General features: G+C 69.2%; 20 protein-coding genes and 4 pseudogenes. 14 read left to right on the top strand and 10 right to left on the bottom strand.

Annotated features, from left to right (window positions below):
- The first annotated feature begins 57 nt into the window (after positions 1–57).
- The gene (locus tag OG455_RS16310) at positions 58–1,878 is read left to right on the top strand and encodes an LCP family protein (protein ID WP_323185522.1); all 1,821 of its coding nucleotides are present in this window, start codon (positions 58–60) and stop codon (positions 1,876–1,878) included.
- Positions 1,879–2,038: 160 nt separating this feature from the next.
- Here OG455_RS16310 and OG455_RS16305 read toward each other — a convergent pair whose 3' ends face one another.
- Entirely contained in the window at positions 2,039–2,404 is a 366-nt protein-coding gene (locus OG455_RS16305; protein ID WP_323185521.1) for a VOC family protein, read from the bottom strand.
- A gap of 174 nt (positions 2,405–2,578) precedes the next feature.
- Between OG455_RS16305 and OG455_RS16300 the strand changes: the two genes are divergently transcribed.
- The 3 genes from OG455_RS16300 (at position 2,579) to OG455_RS16290 (ending at position 6,770) form a co-directional block, all read left to right on the top strand.
- Positions 2,579–3,106, top strand: a complete 528-nt coding sequence (locus OG455_RS16300) for a PH domain-containing protein (protein ID WP_266294346.1) — start codon at positions 2,579–2,581, stop codon at positions 3,104–3,106.
- A gap of 457 nt (positions 3,107–3,563) precedes the next feature.
- Positions 3,564–5,603, top strand: a complete 2,040-nt coding sequence (locus OG455_RS16295) for an AAA family ATPase (protein WP_266300821.1) — start codon at positions 3,564–3,566, stop codon at positions 5,601–5,603.
- A gap of 315 nt (positions 5,604–5,918) precedes the next feature.
- Entirely contained in the window at positions 5,919–6,770 is an 852-nt protein-coding gene (locus tag OG455_RS16290; RefSeq protein WP_266294345.1) for a LysR family transcriptional regulator, read from the top strand.
- Between the two features lie 150 nt (positions 6,771–6,920).
- Here the strand turns inward: OG455_RS16290 and OG455_RS16285 are convergent, their stop codons facing one another.
- From OG455_RS16285 to OG455_RS16270, 4 genes are read right to left on the bottom strand one after another with little or no spacing between them, the layout of a single operon-like run.
- Positions 6,921–7,085, bottom strand: a complete 165-nt coding sequence (locus tag OG455_RS16285) for a hypothetical protein (RefSeq protein ID WP_266294344.1) — start codon at positions 7,083–7,085, stop codon at positions 6,921–6,923.
- A 31-nt stretch (positions 7,086–7,116) separates the two neighbouring features.
- Positions 7,117–8,040 (bottom strand): ABC transporter ATP-binding protein, encoded by a 924-nt coding sequence (locus OG455_RS16280; protein WP_266294342.1) that lies wholly within the window; start codon positions 8,038–8,040, stop codon positions 7,117–7,119.
- Positions 8,037–8,849, bottom strand: a complete 813-nt coding sequence (locus OG455_RS16275) for a hypothetical protein (RefSeq protein ID WP_266294341.1) — start codon at positions 8,847–8,849, stop codon at positions 8,037–8,039. Before OG455_RS16275 ends, OG455_RS16280 begins: the two co-directional genes overlap by 4 nt.
- Positions 8,846–9,544, bottom strand: a complete 699-nt coding sequence (locus tag OG455_RS16270; RefSeq protein WP_266294339.1) for a hypothetical protein — start codon at positions 9,542–9,544, stop codon at positions 8,846–8,848. Before OG455_RS16270 ends, OG455_RS16275 begins: the two co-directional genes overlap by 4 nt.
- Positions 9,545–9,733: 189 nt before the next feature.
- Here OG455_RS16270 and OG455_RS16265 point away from each other — a divergent pair, with 189 nt between their 5' ends.
- The 4 genes and pseudogenes from OG455_RS16265 to OG455_RS16250 all read left to right on the top strand — a co-directional run bounded on the left by OG455_RS16265 (position 9,734) and on the right by OG455_RS16250 (position 12,763).
- Entirely contained in the window at positions 9,734–10,879 is a 1,146-nt protein-coding gene (locus tag OG455_RS16265) for a sensor histidine kinase (protein WP_266300820.1), read from the top strand.
- Positions 10,876–11,556 carry a response regulator transcription factor gene (locus tag OG455_RS16260; protein ID WP_266294337.1) on the top strand — a complete coding sequence of 227 codons (681 nt, stop codon included), beginning with the start codon at positions 10,876–10,878 and terminating at the stop codon, positions 11,554–11,556. The genes OG455_RS16265 and OG455_RS16260 overlap by 4 nt, the downstream gene beginning before the upstream one ends.
- A gap of 94 nt (positions 11,557–11,650) precedes the next feature.
- Positions 11,651–11,806, top strand: a pseudogene (locus OG455_RS16255) (DUF255 domain-containing protein); the annotation flags it as partial.
- A gap of 113 nt (positions 11,807–11,919) precedes the next feature.
- Positions 11,920–12,763: pseudogene (locus tag OG455_RS16250) on the top strand (IS5 family transposase).
- A gap of 130 nt (positions 12,764–12,893) precedes the next feature.
- On the opposite strand, the gene OG455_RS16245 reads toward OG455_RS16250, so the two are convergent.
- Positions 12,894–13,655: an SDR family oxidoreductase gene (locus OG455_RS16245; RefSeq protein WP_266294335.1), complete on the bottom strand. Its 762-nt coding sequence runs from the start codon at positions 13,653–13,655 to the stop codon at positions 12,894–12,896.
- A 188-nt stretch (positions 13,656–13,843) separates the two neighbouring features.
- Here OG455_RS16245 and OG455_RS16240 point away from each other — a divergent pair, with 188 nt between their 5' ends.
- Entirely contained in the window at positions 13,844–14,716 is an 873-nt protein-coding gene (locus OG455_RS16240) for a helix-turn-helix transcriptional regulator (RefSeq protein ID WP_266294333.1), read from the top strand.
- Positions 14,717–14,760: 44 nt separating this feature from the next.
- Here OG455_RS16240 and OG455_RS16235 read toward each other — a convergent pair.
- Positions 14,761–14,853 (bottom strand): annotated as a pseudogene (locus OG455_RS16235) (IS5/IS1182 family transposase); the annotation flags it as partial.
- A 258-nt stretch (positions 14,854–15,111) separates the two neighbouring features.
- Between OG455_RS16235 and OG455_RS16230 the strand changes: the two are divergent.
- From OG455_RS16230 to OG455_RS16215, 4 genes and pseudogenes are all read left to right on the top strand, one after another.
- Positions 15,112–15,465 (top strand): hypothetical protein, encoded by a 354-nt coding sequence (locus OG455_RS16230; protein WP_266294331.1) that lies wholly within the window; start codon positions 15,112–15,114, stop codon positions 15,463–15,465.
- The gene (locus tag OG455_RS16225; protein ID WP_266294329.1) at positions 15,462–15,713 is read left to right on the top strand and encodes a hypothetical protein; all 252 of its coding nucleotides are present in this window, start codon (positions 15,462–15,464) and stop codon (positions 15,711–15,713) included. The genes OG455_RS16230 and OG455_RS16225 overlap by 4 nt, the downstream gene beginning before the upstream one ends.
- Positions 15,714–15,944: 231 nt before the next feature.
- Positions 15,945–16,103 (top strand): annotated as a pseudogene (locus OG455_RS16220) (DUF255 domain-containing protein); the annotation flags it as partial.
- A 160-nt stretch (positions 16,104–16,263) separates the two neighbouring features.
- The gene (locus OG455_RS16215; protein ID WP_266290265.1) at positions 16,264–16,920 is read left to right on the top strand and encodes a hypothetical protein; all 657 of its coding nucleotides are present in this window, start codon (positions 16,264–16,266) and stop codon (positions 16,918–16,920) included.
- On the opposite strand, the gene OG455_RS16210 is transcribed toward OG455_RS16215, so the two are convergent.
- The 3 genes from OG455_RS16210 to OG455_RS16200 all read right to left on the bottom strand — a co-directional run bounded on the left by OG455_RS16210 (position 16,829) and on the right by OG455_RS16200 (position 18,621).
- Entirely contained in the window at positions 16,829–17,794 is a 966-nt protein-coding gene (locus tag OG455_RS16210; protein WP_266290267.1) for an IS5 family transposase, read from the bottom strand. The two genes, OG455_RS16215 and OG455_RS16210, sit on opposite strands and share 92 nt — an antisense overlap.
- Before the next feature lie 150 nt (positions 17,795–17,944).
- The gene (locus OG455_RS16205) at positions 17,945–18,352 is read right to left on the bottom strand and encodes a type II toxin-antitoxin system VapC family toxin (protein ID WP_266294327.1); all 408 of its coding nucleotides are present in this window, start codon (positions 18,350–18,352) and stop codon (positions 17,945–17,947) included.
- A complete protein-coding gene (locus OG455_RS16200) occupies positions 18,349–18,621 on the bottom strand; it encodes a hypothetical protein (protein WP_266294325.1) in 273 nt (90 codons plus the stop codon). The genes OG455_RS16205 and OG455_RS16200 overlap by 4 nt, the downstream gene beginning before the upstream one ends.
- A gap of 590 nt (positions 18,622–19,211) precedes the next feature.
- Between OG455_RS16200 and OG455_RS16195 the strand changes: the two genes are divergently transcribed.
- Positions 19,212–21,263 carry a type I restriction-modification system subunit M/S gene (locus OG455_RS16195; RefSeq protein ID WP_266294323.1) on the top strand — a complete coding sequence of 684 codons (2,052 nt, stop codon included), beginning with the start codon at positions 19,212–19,214 and terminating at the stop codon, positions 21,261–21,263.
- Positions 21,264–21,457 lie beyond the last annotated feature (194 nt).

The following is a 21,457-nucleotide window of genomic DNA, read 5'->3' as shown; positions in this document are numbered from 1 at the left end:
GCCGACGTCCCGACTGACACGACCAGATTCGACCAGGCACGAACGAAGGCGGCGGACGTGAGCGAGACGCAGGTGGACACCCCCGGTCCCGGGCCTCGCCGCCGTGCGCGCGCAGCCCAGCCGCAGCTCCCCGCGCCGCGGGCAGGCGGCCGCGCGGCGGCCCGCGCCGGATCCCGCTCCGAGCCTCCCGCGCCGCCGACCGGTGGTCGTGCCGCGGCCCGCAAGAGCATGAAGAAGCCCAAGCGCAAGGGCCTGCGGATCCTGGCGTACACCACGGCCGGGCTGGTGCTGGTGACGGCGGGGACCTTCGGCTACGTCTACGAGGAGCTGAACGGGAACATCAAGCACTCGGCGCTCTTCGCGGGCACCTCGGGCGACGCGGGTCACGAGAAGCCGGACGCTTTCGGGCGCACGCCGATCAACATCCTGGTGATCGGCTCCGACGCGCGGGACAACGCCGCGGACTGCCAGATCGGTGGGGACTGCGGGCCTGGGGCCAACGCCGACGTCGAGATGGTGCTGCACGTGTCGGCGGACCGCAGCAACGCGACGGTGATGAGTGTCCCGCGCGACACGGTGGCGGACCTGCCGGCCTGCACGGACACCGAGAACCACACGTCGATGAAGGCGCACCGGGACATGATCAACAGCACCCTGGACTACGGTCCGGGGTGCACGGTGGCGGCGGTGCACCAGCTGACCGGTATACCCATCGACCATTTCATGATGGTCGACTTCACGGGTGTGGTGCAGATGTCGGACGCGGTGGGCGGGGTGCCGGTGTGCGTGGACAACAACGTCTACGACCCGTACTCGCACCTGAAGTTGAAGAAGGGCAACCACACGCTGCAGGGGATGGCGGCGCTGGAGTTCGTGCGCACCCGGCACGGTTTCGGCGATGGTGGCGATGTGGGGCGCACGGTGGCGCAGCACATGTTCCTGTCCTCGATGGTGCGGCAGTTGAAGAGCGCGGGGACGTTGACGAACCCGGCGGCGGTGCTGTCGCTGGCGAACGCGGCGACCAAGGCGCTGACGGTGGACAACGGGCTGAGCGGGATCCCGCAGCTGGTGGGGCTGGCGGACGACCTGAACAAGGTGCCGACCGACCGGATCACGATGACCACGATGCAGAACGACCCCGACCCGACGAATACGCAGCGTGTGGTGGTCGACCCGGCGGCCAAGAACCTCTTCAGCGCGATGATCAATGACCAGTCGCTGACCACCGGGGACGGGAGCAAGTCGTCGGCGGCGGCGCAGGCCACCTCCACGGCGAACCCGGACACCTCCTCGGCCGCGCCGGCTCCGGCTGCTCCCGCCGCTCCCGCCGCTCCTGCGTCGTCGGCGGCCGCCGCGGGGGCGGGGGCTGGTGCGCCGAAGAAGGAGATCGCGGTGCACGTGAAGAACGGCAGTGGGGTGGCGGGTCGGGCGGGGGATCTGGCGGAGGCGTTGAAGACGGCGGGGTACAGCTCGCTGACCTCGGCGACCAACGCGACGGTGAGTGCGGCGGTCAGCGAGGTGACGTACACGGCGGGTCGGGAGGGGGACGCGCAGGAGGTGGCGGCCTCGGTGGGGTTGCCGTCCTCGGCGGTCAGGCCGGGTGACGGTCCGGGGATCACGTTGGTGATCGGCAAGGACTGGACGGCCGGGAGCACCTTCGGTGCCGCGCCGGCGGGCGCGGGCGGCGCGGCTTCCCCGGCGGCCCCGGCGCCGGTGAACACCCAGGCGGCGCTGAGCAACTCCGAGGCGCAGACCGCGGACGACTCCAGCAAGTGCGCGCAGGTGAGCACCCAGGACACCGTGCAGATCAACAACATCGGGATGAACCCGACCAAGGCGTACGACAGGAGCCCCAGCGTCCCCGACTCCGCCCCCTGATCGACCCGACAGCGGGCCCGGACCGTCGGAACGGTCCGGGCCCGCTGTCATCTTGAGGAGTCGGGAGGAGTCGGGGACGCTGGGGCTCCTGTCGATCTCGGGGCCGGCTTCCGGAGGCGGCCTGGACCCAATGCCTCCGTCGCGTCGCGGGAGCTCGCTCTCAGCCTGCGGCGGGCTCATCGGGCGCGGGGCCCGAGACACAGAACTCGTTGCCCTCGGGGTCGCGGAGCACGGTCCATGCCAGTCCTGGCACCGTGTGTTCGGCGACTTCCGTGGCACCGAGCCTGATCAGGCGTTCGATCTCCACGGCGCGGTCCGAGGCGGCCAGGTCGACATGGACGCTGTTCTTGTCCGTGCGCGCCTCGGGGACCTTCTGAAACCCCATGGCCAGACCGCCGCCCTCCACGAGGGCGTAGAAGCCACCGAAGTCTGCCGTGACCGAGCCGCCCAGGGCCTGCGCCCACCAGGCAGCCAGCTTCGGCGGGTCGGCGCAATCGACCGTCACGTGCTTGATTCGCAGGCTCACCGGCTCACGCTATCCGCAGCTCCCCGCAGGCCCCAAATCCGTTGCTCTGCAAGGGTGCCCGCCGGTTCAAGGCCGCCGACTCCGACACCCTCGACCCTCTCCGGGGATTCCTGCCGCTGCGGGGCGCCCTGTCAACCGCAGCAGCACTGGATTCCGTTCGGCACCTCCACGACAATGACGGTCAGCAGCGGAGTGAGCGGGGGAGCCATGAGCGATCGGCGCGACGGACAGCACTACTTCAAGGCGCCGATCCAGTACCGGCGGACGGGCCGCAGGACCTTGGTCCTCTTCCCGACCGCTCTGGCCTGCGCCCTCGCCATCATCCTCGCCGCAGCGGCCAAGGGCCGGAATCCCGTGATGACCGCGCTCTTCGCGGCCGCCCTGATCGTCGCCTACGCCATCGCCGCCTCCTTCGTGGGCCCCTTCTGCGGCAGTACCACGGTGAATGCCGCGGGCCTCACCACGCGGACCCTACTGAGGACACGTGTGGTCACCTGGCCGCAGGTGCAGTCGTTCGGGTTCTCACCGGAGGTCAACCGCGGCATCGATCACTGCCTCCTTGAGGTACGCCTGCACAAGGGGCGGGCAGTCGTCCTGCCCGGCCTGGTCGCTTCGAGTGCCGATGACCCGGAAATCCGGTCGCGCCTCTCGGAGTTGCGGGCCGCGTGGGCCGCAGCCCAACCCGATGCCATGACCGGGTAATTCGGCTCGACTCAAATCGAGGACGTCCGGCACGGCGCATCCGATATCGACCCCGCCGAGCCGGTCGAGCCCGTCGACCCCGCCGGGCATCCGCACGCCGCCTTCGTGGTCGGCCTGCGGATGCCCGACCTGTTCCGTCAGGAGATCCGGGCCGGATGCGACCGGCTCGGCCGCCACCCCTGCCCGGAGGTGAAATCCTTCGACTCGGAAATCCGCCAGGGGCACAGAATTATTCAGTTCGCAAATCCGGCAGGGCATATGGTTCGCCCGGTCGCAACGGTTATGACGAGAAACTCCAGGCTTGACGGCTTGGTGGCAGCGGGCAAATCCCATCAAGCAAGTCAAGACTTATCTTTCGGGGAGCTTTGACCGTATGGTGTGGCTCGAATCGAAGGAGCCGCTGTTGTCGAAAATGACTGATCCCGCCGTGCGTTCGGTTGACTCGGAGCAGGATTATGTGTCCTCCTTGTACGAGTTGCTCACCGAGCGGCTTTCCGAGGCGCGAGTGCACCGAGCGAGTGTGCTGAAGGGCACGGCGGACAGCGCCGGCGGGGCGTACGAGAGAGAAATCGCCGCCGATCGGCTGGCCAAGGAAATCGGCCGGCTGGAGGGCGCCGAAAAGGGGCTGGTCTTCGGGCGCATCGACTGGACGGATGGCACGGCCCTGCGCATCGGGCGGATCGGACTGCAGACGGAGGAGGATGACCTGCCTCTGCTCGTGGACTGGCGCGCGAAGGCGGCGCGGCCTTTCTACGAGGCGACACCGGTCCACCCGATGGACCTGCGGCGGCGCCGGCACCTGCGCGTCGAGGAGCGCACGGTCATCTCGGTGAGCGACGAACTGCTGGACGGGACCGCCGCGACCGACGAGGACGTCGTCGGGGACGGCCCGTTGACCGAGGCCCTGTCGGCACGGCGTACGGGCAGGATGCACGCGGCCGTCGCGACGCTGCAGGCCGAGCAGGACGAGATCGTCCGCTCCGCCCACCGCGGGGTGACCGTGGTGCAGGGCGGGCCCGGCACCGGCAAGACAGTGGTCGCCCTGCACCGGGCGGCCTACGTCCTGTACGCGTTCCCGCGCGCCGCGGCGGAGGGTGTCCTGGTGGTGGGCCCGAACGCCCGGTTCCTCGACTACATCTCGCAGGTCCTTCCCTCGCTCGGAGAGAACGACGTCGTTCTGGCGACCTGCCGGGAACTGGCCGGAGTGTCCACGGACACGGCGGGCCCGATCGGTACGGCGCGTCTGAAGGGCAGCTCCGACCTCGCCGACGCCTTGGCCGGCCTGCTGCGCGTCCACCAAGCCCCCGCCGGTGACTTCACCGTGCGGGTCGGACAGGAACTGGTTCACCTCTCCGGCGAGGAGGTCGCCACGGCACGCGACGCCGCCCTGGCAGCCGTACCGGGGCACAACCCCGCGCGCCAGGTGTTCAAGGAGCTCTTGGTCGACGCCGTCACCGACGCGACGCAACGAGACATGGGCGACCTCCTGGAGCAGATCGACGCCGATGCCGAAAGGATGACGGGCATCAACCTCGACCGGTTCACGGGGGCCGCCCGGCGCCGTGTCGAAGGCGCGGCCGACCCGGGTCCGGTCCACGAGCTGGACCTGGACGCCATCCGGGCCGATCTCCTCGACGACGCCGGCGTCGACCGGGCGGTCGAGGTGTTGTGGCCGCGGCTGGTACCCGGTGACCTCGTGAAGGCGCTCCTGACGAACGTCGACACGAACGTCGACGCTCTCGCCGAGCGCCTGCCCCGCCTGACCGCGCAGGAGCGGTCCCTCCTGCTGCGCGGTCCGGAGGACCCGTGGACCGATGCCGATGTGCCGTTGCTGGACGAGGCGGCGAGTCTGGTCGACGGTCCCCCCGAGCGGACGTACGGGCACGTCGTCGTCGACGAGGCGCAGGAACTGACCGCCATGCAATGGCGGATGATCGTCCGCCGCTGCCCGTCGAGGTCGATGACGCTGGTGGGTGACTTCGCCCAGGCGGGCCCGGTCGCCGCGGCACGCGACTGGAAGGAAGCACTGAGCCCCCACGTCGGGCCGCGGTTCAAACTGCACAACCTGACCGTCAGTTACCGCACCACGCAGGAGATCCTGGAGAGCGTCCGGGACCTGCTCACGCGGATCGCTCCGGACCAGAAGCCCACACGGTCACTGCGAAGCGGTGAGAGCCCCCGCACCGTGACCACGTCTCCGGACGAGTTGGTCACCGCCGTTGTCCAGGAGCTCCGCGCCCAGAGCGCCGCGCACCCGGGCGAGCTTCTGGGAGTGGTCTGCGCGGACACCAGGGTGAGTGAGCTGACGGCCCAGGGCATCGATCAGCACGCACGCATCGTGCCGGCGTCCGAAGCGCGCGGCCTGGAATTCGACGGGGTCGTCGTCATGAACCCCGAGGAGATCATCACGGCCCGCCCCGGTGGGGACAGGGACTTGTACGTGGCCCTGACCCGGGCCACCAAGCGCCTCTGCACGATCACCGTCCAGCCCGCCTGACGACTCGGCGCCCGCGTCGTCGCCGCGGGCGCACCCGGCGCGATACAGACACCTGCCCGCGCGCCCGGGGCTGCTCGCCGCCTCACCGCTCGTGGCCGCACCCTGCACCATGCCGCGCGATCACCGAGGTGGGCCACCCTCCCGCACCGATGCCCGCAGGTGTGGCACTTGCGCTCCTGGCGTGTTGCTCACCGGTTCTGGCCAGTCCGAGGGAGTGACCCGCATGGCGGTGAGCACCAGCACCAGCACTCGCAGCCTCGCACGGGCGGTTCGTCCGCGGAATCACGGCGGCTTGATCGCCGTAGACTGGCGCGAATGGCGACGATCCGGTGGTTGTCACAGGGGGAAGGGGTTCGGCCTGTGGAATTGCGTGATATTGAGATATTTCTGGCCGTGGCGGAGGAAAAGCATTTCGGCCGGGCCGCCCAGCGCCTGTTCGTCTCTGCGGCCCGGGTCAGCCAGGCCATCAAGGCACAGGAACGAGCCATCGGCGGCACGCTGTTCGAACGGACGAGCCGCACGGTTCAGCTGACGGAGCTGGGTCGGCGGCTGCGGGACGACGTCGCCCCCGCCTACCGGGACCTGAACGCGTCGATCACCCGCGCCCGCATGGCCGCCCGCGGGATCACTGGCCGGCTCCGGGTGCTCATGATGCCGCTGAACGTCGTGGATCTGCACGTTTACTGGAAAGAGTTCCGACGGCGCAACCCCGAGTGTGAGCTGCAGGTACGCACGTCAACGATGGAAGACCCGTTCGGAAGTCTCCGCAATGGCGAATGCGATGTCTTTGTCGCTTGGCTGCCGGTGGAGGAGGAGGACCTGACGGTCGGCCCGACGCTGTTCACCGATCCACGGATACTCGCTGTCGCTGAGGACCATGTCCTGGCCGGGGGTTCATCCGTCAGCTTGGAGACACTGGCTGACTTCCCGCGTGTCTCGGCTCCGCTGAAATTGGACTACTGGGAGGACGCTTACTTCCCCTTCAACACCCCGCGCGGGCGAAAGCTGGAACGCGTCCATCCCGTGAGAGGTTGGGAGGACGTAGTCAATCTGGTCAGCATGGGCGAGACCGCCCAGGTCTACCCGACGCACGTCACCAAGTACTGGGCGCTACCGAACGTCCGCTGGCTGGAACTTTTGGATGACTTGTCGATCTTCATCGCTTGACGTGCCGGTGTCGTACGGCGCGCGGCGCTCCCCTGGGAACGGCGGGACCGGAGCCCCGTCGCGTGGTTGGTGGTGGCCCTACCGCACGGAGGAGACCTGGTCGCACCGCCGGAGCGCGGAGGCGCCAACCGCCTTGTGCTCAGGCGGTGTTCAACGACGGTTGCGGCGGTTGCGCATCAGGCGGACGACGTAGACGGGAACGCCGATGATGGCGCCGATGATGAGGGCCCAGAACGCGAAGAAGGCGGGGCCGGGGTGGAAGCCGGTGGTGTCGGCGGCGGCGGCCAGGACGGTGGCGAGTGGCTGGTGTGGCATCTGCTGGTCCTTGGATGTTGGCGGCGTGGGGTCAGATGGCGCGGAGGTTGGGGCCAGGGCGCTGGGCCCGCTCCGGGGCGATGGCGTGCATCAGGGCGATGTAGCCGTCCTCGACAGTGGCGCTGACGCGCTCCGCGTCCGGGGCGGGGATGCCGGAACTGATGATCCGGTACGTGGTGCCGGTCATGCCGGGGGTGACGGTGACGGTGGGCAGGTCGGGCGGTGGGGCGGTGGCCGGCTGGGTGAGTTGCCACACCATGTCCTCGGCGTGGGCGGCGAGGTCGCCGATTGCGCCCTGGAAGGCGATGCTGCCGTGCTCGATCACCACGACGTTCGGGCAGGTCTGCACGATGTCGTCGACGATGTGGGTGGAGAGCAGCACCGTCCGGTCGCCGGCCAGCCTGGCGAGCAGACTGCGGAACCGCAGCCGCTCCTCGGGGTCCAGCCCCACGGTGGGCTCGTCGACGATCAGCAGCCGGGGGTCGTTCAGGATGGCCTGGGCGATGCCCACGCGGCGCTTCATGCCGCCCGAGTAGCCCTTCACCTTCCGGTTGGCGACATCGCTGAGCGAGACCAGTTCGAGGACCTCATCGACGCGGGCGCGGCGGGCGCGCCGGTCGGTGATGCCCTTGAGCAGTGCCATGTAGTCGAGGAACTGGTGGGCCGTCAAGTCCGGGTACAGGCCGAGCTCCTGGGGGAGGTAGCCGGTGGTGGCCCTGACCTCTCGGCGCTGGCTGCGCGACGTGAGCTCGGTGCCGTCCACCGCGACGGTGCCCGAGGCCGGCAGCAGCACCCCGGTCAGGACCCGCATGAAGGTCGTCTTGCCGGCCCCGTTGGGGCCGAGCAGACCGACCATGCCGACGGGCAGGCGCAGGCTGATGCCGTCGAGGGCGCGGACCTCGCCGCGCCGGAAGGTGACGGTCAGATCGGTGATGGTCACGTTGGGCGCGGTCATGACGGGCTCCTCTTGGTGAGCACGAGCTGGGTGATCACGAGGGCGGCGAGCGCCATGAGCAGCAGGAAGGCGATGCTGAGGACGGCCTCGCCGCCGGTCGGGGTGATTCCCCGCTGCCTGGCGTCGAACAGGGTGCCGTGGAACCAGGCACCGGCCGGGTACTCGCCGATGGCTTCGAAGGGCGTGCCGGCGGGGGTGGGGATGCCGTAGCGCGGGCCGACCATGTTTCCCCAGATCCAGTAGCCGAACAGGCCCAGCCGGTACAGCACGGGCCCGGTCAGGTACGGGACGGTGACCGAGCCAGCCACGACGAAGACCAGCCCGGGAAGGATGATGGCGGCGAACGCCGCGAGGCCGACCGGGATCACCCCGGCCCCACGCTGGGCGGTCAGGTAGCCGAGCAGGCCCACCCAGGCGACGGCGACCGGTGTGATGCTCGCCGCGCCGGCGCCGATGGCCTTGCCCCACAGGCGCGGTCCGATGCCGGTGGGCGTCGAGGTCAGGAGGTCGTTCAGCCCCAGCCGGGCCTCCCGCCGGACGCGGTCGGCGAGGACGGCGCCGACGCCGATCGGGCACAGCATGATGAAGTTGCCCGCCCAGTCCGCGACCAGAAAGGTGTGGTCCGTGGTGCTGGTGAAACCCGGCGGGAAGGGCGATGCGCAGCGCAGCGCGATCAGCCCGATCACGACCAGCCAGACTGCCGGGCGGCGCACCTGCATCAGGTACTCGTAGCGGGCGGCCGCGACGGTCTTCGCCCACCAGGTGCGAGCTGCCGTCGGCGGGGTGGTTCGCTGAAGCACGGTGGTCATGCGGTATCGCTCCCCACAAATCGTTCGCCACGCCCCAGGAGCAGGCCGGCCGCGATCACGGCGACGACGCCGACGGCGGGCAGGGCGATTCGGTTGACGGTCCATTCGTGCGCCGGGACCTTGGCGGCGACGCCCATGAACATGTACTGCGCCCGCAGCACCGTGTTGTCCCGGATGGCGCGCGTCATCAGGTACTGGGCCAGCCACAGGCCCCCGATCAGGCCGCTCGCGGCGGCCGGGCTGCGCAGGCCGATCCCGATGAGCATCGCCAGTGCGACCAGCCAGAGCATCGGCGGGGCCCACACCAGGACGTAACCGCCCGTGCCCTGCCCCACGGGCCAGGCGTTCAAGGCGCGGAACACGACGGCGTCCAACAGCGTGACCAGGGCCGCTGGGGCCACCACCAGGCCGACACGCAGGAACAGCACCCGGCGGTAGACCGTGGTGGTCATGACCAGCTCGGCGCCGGTATCGCGCCCCACGATCGAGGAGGCCGCGACGGCGGTGCCGAGCGGGGCGAAGCCCGCCAGGACCGCGCCGGCGGCGAGGTCGAGGTGCTCCGCCCCGGCCCCGGTGGCATGCATGACGATCACCAGGATCGCGCCGCCCAGCGTTGCCGCCAGTGCCGTCCCCGGCGGGGCGATGCCGATGACCCGCAGCTCCAATCGGAGGCGGGCCCAGATGGACCGGTTCACGTCCACCTGCCGGCTCGTGCAGGTCCCGCGTCGCCGCAGGGTGTGTCAGGGTCTCGTTGCATGCCGCAAGCCTGCTCGCGCCGACCGGGACTCGTACCGGCCAAAAGTACTGATCGGGCGGATCGGAGCAGTCCTTTTGGCCGGTACGGCGGCCACGACCGGTTCCGTAGCCTGAGCACCGTGAGTGTGATGGAACGGCTGGCCGCACTGGCCGCACTGGCCGCCAGGCGAACCAACGTCCTGCTCGGGCTTGCCTTCGCGGTGGTGCTGGCAGCGACGGCCTACTGGCACGCCGCCCACGCGGGCGGCCGGGGCTGGTTGCTCGACTGCGGTGTCGGTGCGGTGGTGTGCGTCGCAGCGCTGCTCCGGGAGCGCAACCGGCTGGTCACCGTGGCCATCGGCCTGTCCGTCGCGGCTGCCGCCGTCCTCGCCGCCGGCATGGGGTATCCGACCGGTCAGCCCGGCGTTGCCGCGTCCCTGGCGCTGACCGTCCTCGCCGGCTCGGCGGTCCGGGTCCTGCCGCCCGGACGAGCCGCCGTGGTCGCCGCGGCCGGGCTCGCGGTCACGGTACTCGGCCGGCTCGTGACCACCTCACATGCCGCCTCCTCGTTCCACATGGGCGTCCAGGGCTGGTTGGCCGGTCTCGGCACGGGGCTCGTCCTGCGCTTCCTGGAGCATCGCCGCCAGACCGCCGTCGAGGCGGTGCGGCGAGACGAACGCCTGGCCCTGGCTCGGGAGTTGCACGATGTCGTCGCTCACCTTGTCTCCGGCATCGTGATGCACACCCACGCCGCCCAGATCATGCTCCGCAAGCAGCCCGACCTCCTCGGCGACGCCCTGGCGGACATCGAACGTTCGGGCACCGACGCCATGGACGCCATGCGGCGGGTGGTCGCCCTGCTGCGCGACGCGGAGGACGGCGCTGCCGTCACCGCAGGACCGGAGCAACTCATCGACCTGGTCCGCCGCTTCGAAGAGCACGGACCGGCCGTCGATCTCCGGCTGCCCACCGCGGCGCCGACCTGGCCACCCGTGGTCACCACCACCGTGTACCGGGTCGTCCAGGAATCCCTGACCAACATCGCCCGCCACGCCCGCAGCGCCCGCGCGGCCACCGTCACCATCTCCCAGGACAGCACGGACATCACCGTCGAGATCGGCGACGATGCTCCGCCGCACTCCCCGATCCGCGCCTCCCCGCGCGGCGGCTACGGCCTGGTCGGCATGCGCGAGCGCATCGAGGCACTGGGCGGTACGCTCAACGCCGGTCCGCAGCCCGGCGCCGGCTGGTCGGTACGGGCCACCCTGCCCCTGCAAGCCGGAGACCGCCCGTGAGCATCAGCGTGCTGGTCGCCGACGACCAGGCCATGATCCGCACCAGCCTGCGCCTCATCCTGGAGGACGAGCCCGACATCACCGTCGTCGCGGAAGCACGCGACGGTGCCGAGGCCGTCGCCCTCGCCCGCCAACTGCGGCCCGACGTCTGCCTCATCGACATCCGCATGCCCCGCCTCGACGGCATCGACGTCACCCGCGCACTCGCCGGCCCGGGCATCGCCGACCCGCTCCGGGTCGTCATCGTCACCACCTTCGGACTCGACGAATACGTCTACGGCGCCCTCCAGGCCGGAGCCCTCGGATTCGTCCTCAAGGACGGCGACCCCACCCTGTTCACCGCCGCCGTGCGGGCCGCCGGCGTCGGGGACGCCCTCATCTCCCCGTCGATCACCAGGCGCTTGCTCCGCAACCTCGCCCCCGCCACAGCCTCCCCCGGCCTCCAGCCCAACCCCCCGCTCACCGACCGGGAAACCGACGTCGTCCGCGCCGTCGCCCGGGGCCGCACCAACCAGGAGATCGCCGCCGCCCTCTTCATCTCCGTCAGCACCGTGAAGGGCCACCTCACCGCGGTCCAGAACAAACTCGGAGCCCGCAACCGCAGCGAGATCACCGCCTGGGCCTGGGAATCCCACCTCATGCCGGGCAGCGCGGATCAACGGAGCGGCAGCCGATAGCAGCAGCGCCGGTGGACCGGTTCAAGGGCGTGCCGGCAGGCCTGGTCCATCGGTTCCGCCGTCGGGGTCGGAGTGCCGTGAGAGGCCGGGACGTATGAACCGGTTGGCTGGTGTGACCTCGCCTCATCTGCTTCAGCACGCCGAGAACCCGGTCGACTGGTGGCCTTGGGGGCCGGAGGCGTTCGAGGAGGCCCGGCGGCGCAATGTACCCGTTCTGCTATCAGTCGGTTGCGCAGCGTGTCGCTGGTGTCAATGACTTAGAGGTCGCGCGGATAGGCGGCAGGCGGGGCCAGCTGACAGACGGAACAGGCACAGGTTCTGTGATCATGGAGTTGCGACGCTCTGTGATCACCGGGGAGACCTGTGCCTGCACTGCCATCCTGGCTGACCGAACCGCTCTGGGACCAATTCGCCGCCCTGCTGCCGCAGCGGCCCGAGTTCGATCCGGCCCACCCGTTGGGCTGCCACCGGCGCCGGATCAGCGACCGGATCGTCTTCGACAAGCTCCTTCAAGTCCTCCGGTTCGGCTGCTCCTACGAGGCGAATCGCGGACTCCGCCTGCTCGGCCACGACGATCCGCAGCCGCCGCGACGAATGGATACGCCTGGGCCTGTTCGCCGAGTTGAAGCAGATCGCGCTCGACGCCTGTGACCGCATCGTCGGTCTCGTCCTCGACCAGATCGCCGTGGACGGCGCCATCACCAAGTCCCCCGGCGGCGGCGAAGCGGCCGGACGCTCACCGGTCGACCGGGGCAAACAGGGCATGAAGCGCTCGGGCATGACCGACGGCTACGGCATCCCGCTCGGCCGCGTCCTGGCCGGCGCCAACCGCCACGACTCCCCACTGCTGGCCCCAACTCTCGATCTTCTGGGCGAACTTGGGCCTCTGCCCGACGAGATCACCGTCCATCTCGACGCCGGCTACGACTCGGCCAACTCCCGCGCCGTGCTTGCCGAGCGCGGTCTGCACGGCCGGATCGCCCGCAAGGGGATCAAAGCGCCGGTCCAGGCCACCCACCGGTGGCACATCGAGCGCACGCACGCCTGGCAGAATGCCTTCCACCGGCTCACGCGCTGCTACGAACGCCGGACCCGCGTTATCGAGGCCTTCTTCGACCTCGCCGACACGATCATCACCGTACGTAGTCTGATCCGCCGAGCCTGGACCACTCACCGCTGGGCAGCCCGCCCAGGATGCCGACCATGACGGGCCGCCAGCGGCAGGCCGTGCTCTCGCCGACCGGTAGCGCGCCGTCAGGGACCGCGGCGGCGATGTCCTCAACGAGGCGAGAGCGATCGGCCGACTTGAATGGCGGCCCAAAGGGCGAGCGGCTGTGTCAGCCTTGGCGGCTGGGGAGCATGGTCAGGGCCTGGGAACGCTGTGCGACGAGGTCGTCGTAGGTGCCGTCGCGCTCAGCCCAGCGGTGCATGAGGACCCGGTCGACCAGGATCTCCTCAGGGGTGGGGTCCTGCGAGAGCAACTGCATGACCTCGGCTCCGAAGTCGTCGAGCGGCAGTGCAAGCGGGTTCACCTTCTCCTGTCCTGCCGTGGCGACGGCCGGGGGGACGAGCTCGACGACGCTGACGCCGGTGCCGTCGAGCTGTGCGCGCAGTGCCTCGGAGTAGGCGTGCACCGCAGCTTTCGAGGCGGCGTAGGTGGGCATGGGCGGGAACGGCAGGAAGGCGATGCCGGAGGTGACGGTGATGAAGGTGCCGGCGCCGCGTTCAACCAGGTGCGGGGTGAAGGCGTCGATGACGCGGATGGTGCCGACAAGGTTGGTGTCGATCGTCGTCCGTGCCGCCTCGAAGTGCGCAGAGTCGCGCAGGTCCTCCAGGAGCATGACGCCCGACATGGTCACCACGGTGTCCAGTGCGGGGTACTGGGCGAGCACGGCGTCGCGGGCACGTGCGACGGAGACACTGTCGGTGACGTCGATGCCGAAAGTGCCGAAGCCTTCCTGGGCGAGTTCCGAGAGTGCCTCCGGGCGACGGCCGCCAAGAGCCACGGTGCTGCCCGCTGCGGCGAACCGGCGGGCCAGTTCTCGCCCGATGCCCGAGGTCCCGCCGACGACGAGAACGGTGCGGTTGGAGAGATCCACGAGATCTTCCCTTCAGTTCAGGGCGCGACGGCGTTCAGGCTCGCGGCGCATTCAGCGATGGTCCCTGTCCTTCACAAACAGTGATGCCGCAAGTCTTGACGGCATCCGCCGGGTGTGGCAGGGCCCCCGTCTTCCCTGGTCCTGCCAGGGCCCCCTCTGAAACGCGCGCACCGCATTACGGTGTCGGTATGAAGGATGAGGAATCCGGCAACCGGCTCGGCAGCTACCTCCGCGCCCGGCGTGAGCTGGTCTCCCCGGTGCAGGCGGGGCTCCCGTCCGGCGGCAACCGCCGCGTCCCGGGCCTGCGCCGTGAGGAAGTCGCCCTGCTCGCCGGAATCAGCGCCGATTACTATCTGCGCCTGGAACGGGGCCGCGACAAGAATCCTTCTCCTCAGGTCCTCGAATCACTCGCGCGTGTCCTGCACCTCGACCACATCGAGCGGACGTATCTGCTCGGCCTCGTGGCAGCCCGCCCACGGACGCCGCGTCGCAGGCGACCCGAGCAGGTACCGGCACGGGTGCACCAGTTCCTTGCCCACCTTCAGATACCCGCGTTCGTCGAGGGACGCGCCTTCGACGTCCTGGCCTCCAACCCGATGGCCGTCGCGCTCTCCCCGCGACTGCGGCCCGGTGAGAACCGGCTCCGTTCCCTTCTCCTCGACCCCGATGAACAAGCCTTCCAGCAGGACTGGACGAAAGCCGCAGCCGGCTTCATCGCCACCCTTCGCACCACCATCGGGGACGACACCGACAATCCCCGGTTCGTCGAACTCGTCGGAGAACTCGCACTGTCCAGCCAGCGGTTCCGCACCCTGTGGGCCCGACACGACGTCCGCAACCTCGACGGAGGCACCACCACCGTCAACCACCCAGTCGTCGGTGAACTACGGCTCCACCGCGACAAACTCCCCGTAGACGACGTCATCCTGGTCGTCTACTACCCAGACAAGGACAGCGACAGCGACGAGAAACTGCAACTCCTCGCCGCACTCTCACACACCGAACCAATCGACACAGCACGCAGCAGGCCGGCAGACACCAGGCACCCGAAGACACCCTGACGAACACCGGCCGTCCGGCGGCGCAGCCAGAACGACCGCGCCAACGGGTGGGCCGGATCGAACTCGGGCCGCTGCGGCAGCAGGGCGGCGAATTGGTCCCAGAGCGGTTCGGTCAGCCAGGATGGCAGCGCAGGCACAGGTCTCCCCGGTGATCACAGAGCGTCGCAACTCCATGATCACAGAACCTGTGCCTGTTCCGTCTGTCAGCTGGCCCCGCCTGCCGCCTATCCGCGCGACCTCTTAGCACAACCAAGAGTCCTGACCTGGACTGTTATCGAACAGCACTGAGCCGGGCACACGTGGTGAGCGAGTCGAAGACGTTGTGCCATCCGAACCGGAGGATCAGCGGGCCTGCCGCGTTGTAGCGTGGCAGTGGCCAACTGTACGGAGGAGACGTGACCGCACAGCCGGAGCACCATGCCGAAGAGCTGATCCCGCGCCCGGAGCGGACCATCACCGCTCTCAGGGCTGCCCTTGCCGTCGTAGCGCCGGACCGTCTGCTGGAGATGCAGACCGAGCAGGCTGAAGCGATCACCAAGGCCATCGAGTCCGACACCCTTGATCCTCTCCGGGGGTTCCTCCTGCGATGGGCCGTCGTGGTCGAGATCGAACGGCATCCGGGGACAGCCTCCAAGCTCCGCCGGGCCGAGTACCTCATGCAGGTGGCCGAGGATCCGGAGGACTCCAGGCGCCATGCCCTCACCGCTGCTGAGATCATCCGAGCCGCATACCGGGTGCTGGGCGTATGACGTGGTCCTGGGAGTACCTCCCCAGCGAGGAATACGTCATCGGCGAAGCGCCGCCGGCCTTCGTCGCCGAAGTCGAGAAGAAGGCCGACGAGTTGGTGCGAGCTGCGGAAGCCCTCTACCTCGACGGGACCTCGTATCGGGGCGAGAATCCCAGGAGTAGGACGGCCCACGTCTCCGGTGGCATGTTCGAATTCCTGACCATTGTCCGGCATGAGCAGATTTACATTGTCCAGGTCACGTACTTCTAGATCGTTCCTGTTGCCTTCCGTTGTTGTTGGAAGCTCCGAAGTGGGTGCGATCCCGTTCGGGGCTATTTCGTCGTTCACACGCGAGATCTGGCGAACCGTTAGAGTAGTGGTGCTCCGCCTGGAAGGTCATGGCCGGCAGGCGCCATGCACCAGGCCGGCTGGCAGCGGTTGGCCCGGCGTGGTTCGCCAAGATCTTGCGGCGAAGGGTTGTCAAGCTGGGATACTGCCTGAATGGTGAACCGCCTGGCCGATGCCACCTCCCCCTATCTCCAGCAGCACGCCGACAACCCCGTCGACTGGTGGGAGTGGTCCCCCGAGGCGTTCGCGGAGGCGGAGCGGCGCGGGGTGCCGGTGCTGCTCTCCGTCGGTTACGCCGCGTGTCACTGGTGCCAGTGAACTCGCAAACGCGGCAGTCGGCGGTGCTCAGAGCGTTGTGGTGAACCGCTCTGTAGCTCGATGAGCTGCGGTTTCCTCAGCACGGTGGTGTGTGGATGGCTTCTTCAGGGCAGCCAGCTGACGGTTGGTTGGGTCGGTGGTGGAGGTGTCGTTCGTGCCGTCGGTGATTGCGTTGCTGGAGCGTCGTGAGGCGCGGGCCCGGGAAGAGTTGGATGCCTGGCAGGAGCTGCTGCGCGAGGCCCAGGAGCAGGTGGCTGTCCATCAGGAGCGGTTGGAGTGTGCGCGGATCGGCCGGGAGGAGGTGCTGCGTGCGCTGGCGGAGGAGGCCGAGGCCGTGATGGTGCAGCCGCTGACTGCGGTGACGCCCACCGCTCGCGCGCTGGCGCCGGTGACGGCACCGCAAGTGCCGCCGCAGCCGCCGCACGAGGCGGGGGACGGCGTGCCGGAGCCGGCAGTGCCCGCGGTGCCTTCGGTCCTGCGGACGGGTTACGATCCGCGGCCGCCTGCGTGGCAGCCGGGCCTGGGCGTGGAGGTGCTGGCCGGGGCCTATCGGCAGGTCTTCGATGTGGTCGCGGGTGCGGGTGCCCCGGTGGCGGTCAAGGCGTTGACTGTCGCGCTGGGGCGGGACGCAGAGCGGCTGAAGGAGATCGAGAAGGTCCGTCACCGGGCCTATGCGCTGCAGGCCAGGGGCTGGCTGGGGCGGGTGCCGGGCGGGTTGTTCATCCCCGCGCCGGGCCCGGCGCGGGGAGCCGGTGCGGGCGGAACTCGGGCCAGTGCAGGCGCTGGCGGGCCATCCGCCGGCCGAGGGTGATCGAGGCGGCCCACCACACCATCTGCACGTGGTGGTCGTCGCGGCGCTCGTGGTCGCGGTTCAGGCGCCGCGAGCGCGAGAGCCAGCCGAGCGTGCGCTCCACCACCCACCTGCGCGCCAGTACCCTGAACCCCTTGGTTCCGTCGGTGCGCTTGACCACCTCCACTCTCACCCCGTGCGCGGCGAAGGCGTCGGCCAGTTCCTGGCCCTGGTAGGCGGAGTCCGTCCACACGAGTTCGAGCAGCCGTCCGGGCTCGGCCATGAATGCCTCGAGCAACTCCGGGGCGGCCTTGGAGTCGTGCACGTTGGCCGCGGTGACGGTGACCTCCAGCAGCAGTCCGCCGGTGTCGGTCAGGACGTGGCGCTTGCGCCCGTCGCGCAGCTTGCCGCCGTCGAAGCCGCGTGAGGTGGCCGGACAGGTCTCCGAGCCGTCCACGGACTGAGAGTCGATGATGCCCGCGCTCGGCTCCGTCGCCTTGCCCTGCTTCTTGCGCTCGGTGCGGCGCAAGCGCTGGTAGAGCTCGCGGATGTAGCCGTGGCGGCGCCAGCGGCGGAAGAAGTCGTACACCGCCCGCCAGAAGGGGTAGTCCGCAGGCAGATTGCGCCACTTGACGCCATTGTCGACCAGATAGCGCACCGCGTCGATCACCCCCCGGTGGCAGTGCGCCTCAGGGCGTCCGCCCTTCCCCTCCAGCCAGGCGGGCATCGGCATCGCGCCGCGGATCACCGCCCATTCGGCGTCCGTCATGTCGCTGTCGTAGCGCGGCGCGCGGTGCCCCTCCCCGATCGCCCCGTACAGGTGCACGTAGCAGTCACACCCCGGAGTGAGCGCAGTGGACTCGCCGGCACCGGGAGTGCTGAACTGGTTGGGCAACGGGCCTCCTCGGGCGAAAGCGGTCTCGACAACCAGCTCTCTACCAAGGGGCCCGTTGCTTCACGCCCAAGCGGTCACGGGCACCTGCGTGCGAACGCTCACCCTCCCCACCTGCAAACCTCGAACGCCGCACGGTTCACCACAACGCTCTCACACCTCTCTGATGATCACGCGGCCTCCGCAGAGCTTCGACCAGTCGTCGCGGTCGGAGGTCAGGACGATCACGGGGCCCGCGACTCGGAGCGCGAGCGCGGCGACGAGAGCGTCGATCGCGTACTTGTGCCCGTGCAACCCGCCTGCGTCTCGAAGCAGCGCCACTGCGGTCAGGGAATCCTCCTGGCTGACCGGTTCCACCCGCAGCCGGGATAGCACCCACTTCAAGCGCGCCAGATCGGTCTTCCCCTGCGCTGCTTCAACGATGGTCAGCGCAGACACGAGGACGGGCACTCCGACCTGCCGGGACGCCTCGATGCGAGCCGCCATCCCACGGTCGTTGCGCAGGAGCAGGGAGAGCGCCTCGGAGTCCAGCACCAGCGAGCGGGCCGGCTGCTCCTTCACGCAGCGCCTCGTTCGACGCCACCGGCGTTCTCGTCTCCGAACAGCTCGCGACGAGCGGCTTCGATCTCCTGCTCCGTGAGCACGCCGTGCTCTTCTTCGTGGGACGACACGATCTCGGCGAGCCCGTCCATGGCGAGTTGGTGCCTGACCGCCTCGGTGATGTAGCTGGACAGCCCGCGGCGACCTGTTCGAGAGCGGAGCTCACTGATCAGCTCTGTGGGCATGGACACGGAGATGTTCTCGGTGGTCCCGGCTCGGGTCGGCTTCATGGTCGCAGTGTAAGACACTTTCTATTACGTGATGGAGGCCTTCTGTGCTCCGCACCTGTCCACGCATCCGGGTGAGGTCGGCCATTCCGACCGGCAAGCGGCATCTCCTGAACCTGATCGAGAAGCCGTAGGCCCCCTGCGAGCAGGGGGGTCCGAGCTTGCAGGTGATCTGAGTCACATGCAGGGCTTTCATGGGCGTGCCGTCGCCGCAGTTCCGTCGAGTGGATCGACGGTCGGAGCTGCGGCTTGCCCTGAGCTGATGTGCGCAGCGCTGCTGCGCGCAGAGCGCGTCTGGCCCCCGACTCGATGCGCCACTCCCCTCGCATGCGCCAGCTTGCCGCTAGTCTGAGCAGTATGCCGACCTGACGGGATGTCAGTCTTCGGTCGGCGATGTCGATGAGAGTGCGCAGTAATACTGCGCATATAGATCTATCAGGAGAGTCGGGACACGATGAAAGCGTTCATCGACCTGTTGGGCAGGGCGATGCAGAGCACGGGCGCGACGCTGCGACTGTGCCTGCTGATCATGGTCACCGCCGGGGCGTACTTCGTCAGCCAGGTGAAGTAGGACGAGAAGGACTTCGAGGGAGATGCATTCGATGATCGCAGAAGCGGCAGACCCGGCAGCAGAGGTTGCCGAGCGGTTGTGGCGGGCGTACGCGCCGTACCGGCGTGGCCGCGGTACGTCCGGTGACCTCGACGCGATGCTGGCGATCCTGGTGCTGGCCGCCTTTGTGGAGGCGGAAGGCCGACCCGAGGATGATTTCGCGAAGCGGTGGAGGCGCGCCTCGGCGGAGGCCGCCGTCGGTTTCTCCCCGGTGGCCGACCTGCGGGGGGCTTTGCAGGGGGCGGCCCGGCGACCGGGTTTTCCGCTGCCCTGGTCGTCGGACCTCGACCTCGGGAGCGGACCGGACGATGCCGCCTGGATGACGGCCTTCGTCGCGGCGCTGGACCGGGGCCCCGGCTTCGGAGAGGTCGCGGTGGCCGACGTCTGTGAGCTGCTGCTCCAACGGCACGCGGCGGAAGGGGCGTTGCCGGGAGGGGAGTTCTACACGCCACGCGGGGTCGCTGATCTGCTCGTGGATCTGGCTGACCCTCGTCCGGGAGACCGGATCATGGATCCGGCCTGTGGTACCGGCAGCATGCTCGCGGCTGCTGCTCGGCACTTGGCCGAGCGGTGGCCGGTCAGCGACAACTCGTTCGAGGCGTACGCGGTGGACCGGAGCAATGTGCGCCCGGCGATGTTGAACCTGGCCTTGCACGGGGTGAGCATGCCGCAGGTGGAACTGGCGGATCCCGCGGCGTTGTTGCGGGACGGGAACCTGGGCCGTGCCGACCGGGTGCTGAGCAACCCGCCGTTCAATCAGCGGATCGACGGGTGGGGAGAGCGGCAGTTCATCGCGCCAGCGGAGTCGAGTGCCAACTTCGCCTGGTTGCAGCTTGTCTGGTCCCAGCTCAAGGAAGGCGGGATCGCGGCGGTCGTGATGCCTGCGCGGGCGGCTTGGGCGGGAGGAGCGGAGGCGCTGATCCGCCGCGAGATGGTCGCCCTGGGCGCGGTTCTCGCGGTGATCGCCCTGCCGGCGCACCTCTTCGCGGGTACCAACATCGCGGTGCACGTCTGGGTACTCGGCCGAGGCCGTCAGTCCCGTCCGGTGCACCGAAGCGACTCCGTGATCCTCGTCGATGCGCGCAGTGCGGGGGGTCGGTCGTCGGAGCGGCCCCGCGTGCTGTCGGGCGAGGACGTCGACCGCATCGCAGATCGCTTCCGACTCTGGCTCGCAGGCTCGGGGGAGGTGGACGAGCCGGGTTTCTCCCGATCGGTCACCTACGCCGAACTCATCCAGAACGCAGGCAACTTGGATCCGCGGACCTACCTCCGGAAGGAGGGCGGGCCGAGCCTGGCCGCAGACCTGAGCGCCATGCTGGCCGATTTCGAGCGGCGCAACCGCGAGACATCGGAGCTCGGAGCGGAACTGGCGCAGGTCGCCGGCGCACAGGATCAGCTGGCGCAGGACGGCATCCGATGCCAGAACCTGCTGCTGAAGGACGTGGTGAGTGGCCGGTCGACGGTCGGCGGCCGCCCCGTGCGGCTGCTCGCAGGGCCTTCGGGAAGCCTGGTCCGGGCCCAGGACTACGTGGAGGCCGGAGGGGTGCCCGTTGTGATGCCGAAGGATATCTCGGACATCGGCTTCATCGAGGACGGCATCAAGTACATCTCCGAGCAGCATGCCGAACGACTTGACCGCTTTCGGTTGAATCGCGGGGACATCGTGGTCGCCCGCCGGGGTGATCTCGGGCGATGCGCCGTGGTCGGAGAAGAAGAGCAGGGCTGGGTCTGCGGCACCGGCTGTTTCGTGATCAGTCCTCCTGATGCCGTTGACTCCCACTACTTGGCGGCATTCCTGCGCAGCCCCGGAGCCCGGGAGTGGCTCGACACCCATTCGACCGGGAGCCTGGCTCTGCGGACCATCTCGCTCGAGGTGCTCGGGATGCTGCCCGTCGCCCTTCCCGATCTCGGCGCCCAGCGGTCCATCGGCGAAGCCATGGCGAGATTCGACGCCCACGAGAGGCGGTTGCTGGAGCAACTGGCGATGACGCGGGACATCCGCAGCAAGGCGCTGAACAGCTTCCTGGCGCGATGAACCTCGGGTGCCTCCCGAACAGCTGCGGCGCCTGCGGGCCTCGCACCCTGTCGGCGCTTCACCGCCAACCACGTCCGCAGGTGAGCCGGTCATTGTTCGGCGCTCCCAGAACTTCTCCTGAATCGCTGGATCAAAGAGTTGACTTGAGTTGCTTGCACTGCTTAATCTCGAAGATGAGTCAAGGCATCCCGCCG

Source organism: Kitasatospora sp. NBC_01287, assembly GCF_026340565.1.
Taxonomy (GTDB): Bacteria; Actinomycetota; Actinomycetes; order Streptomycetales; family Streptomycetaceae; genus Kitasatospora.
This window is presented reverse-complemented; position numbering and strand designations above follow the sequence as displayed.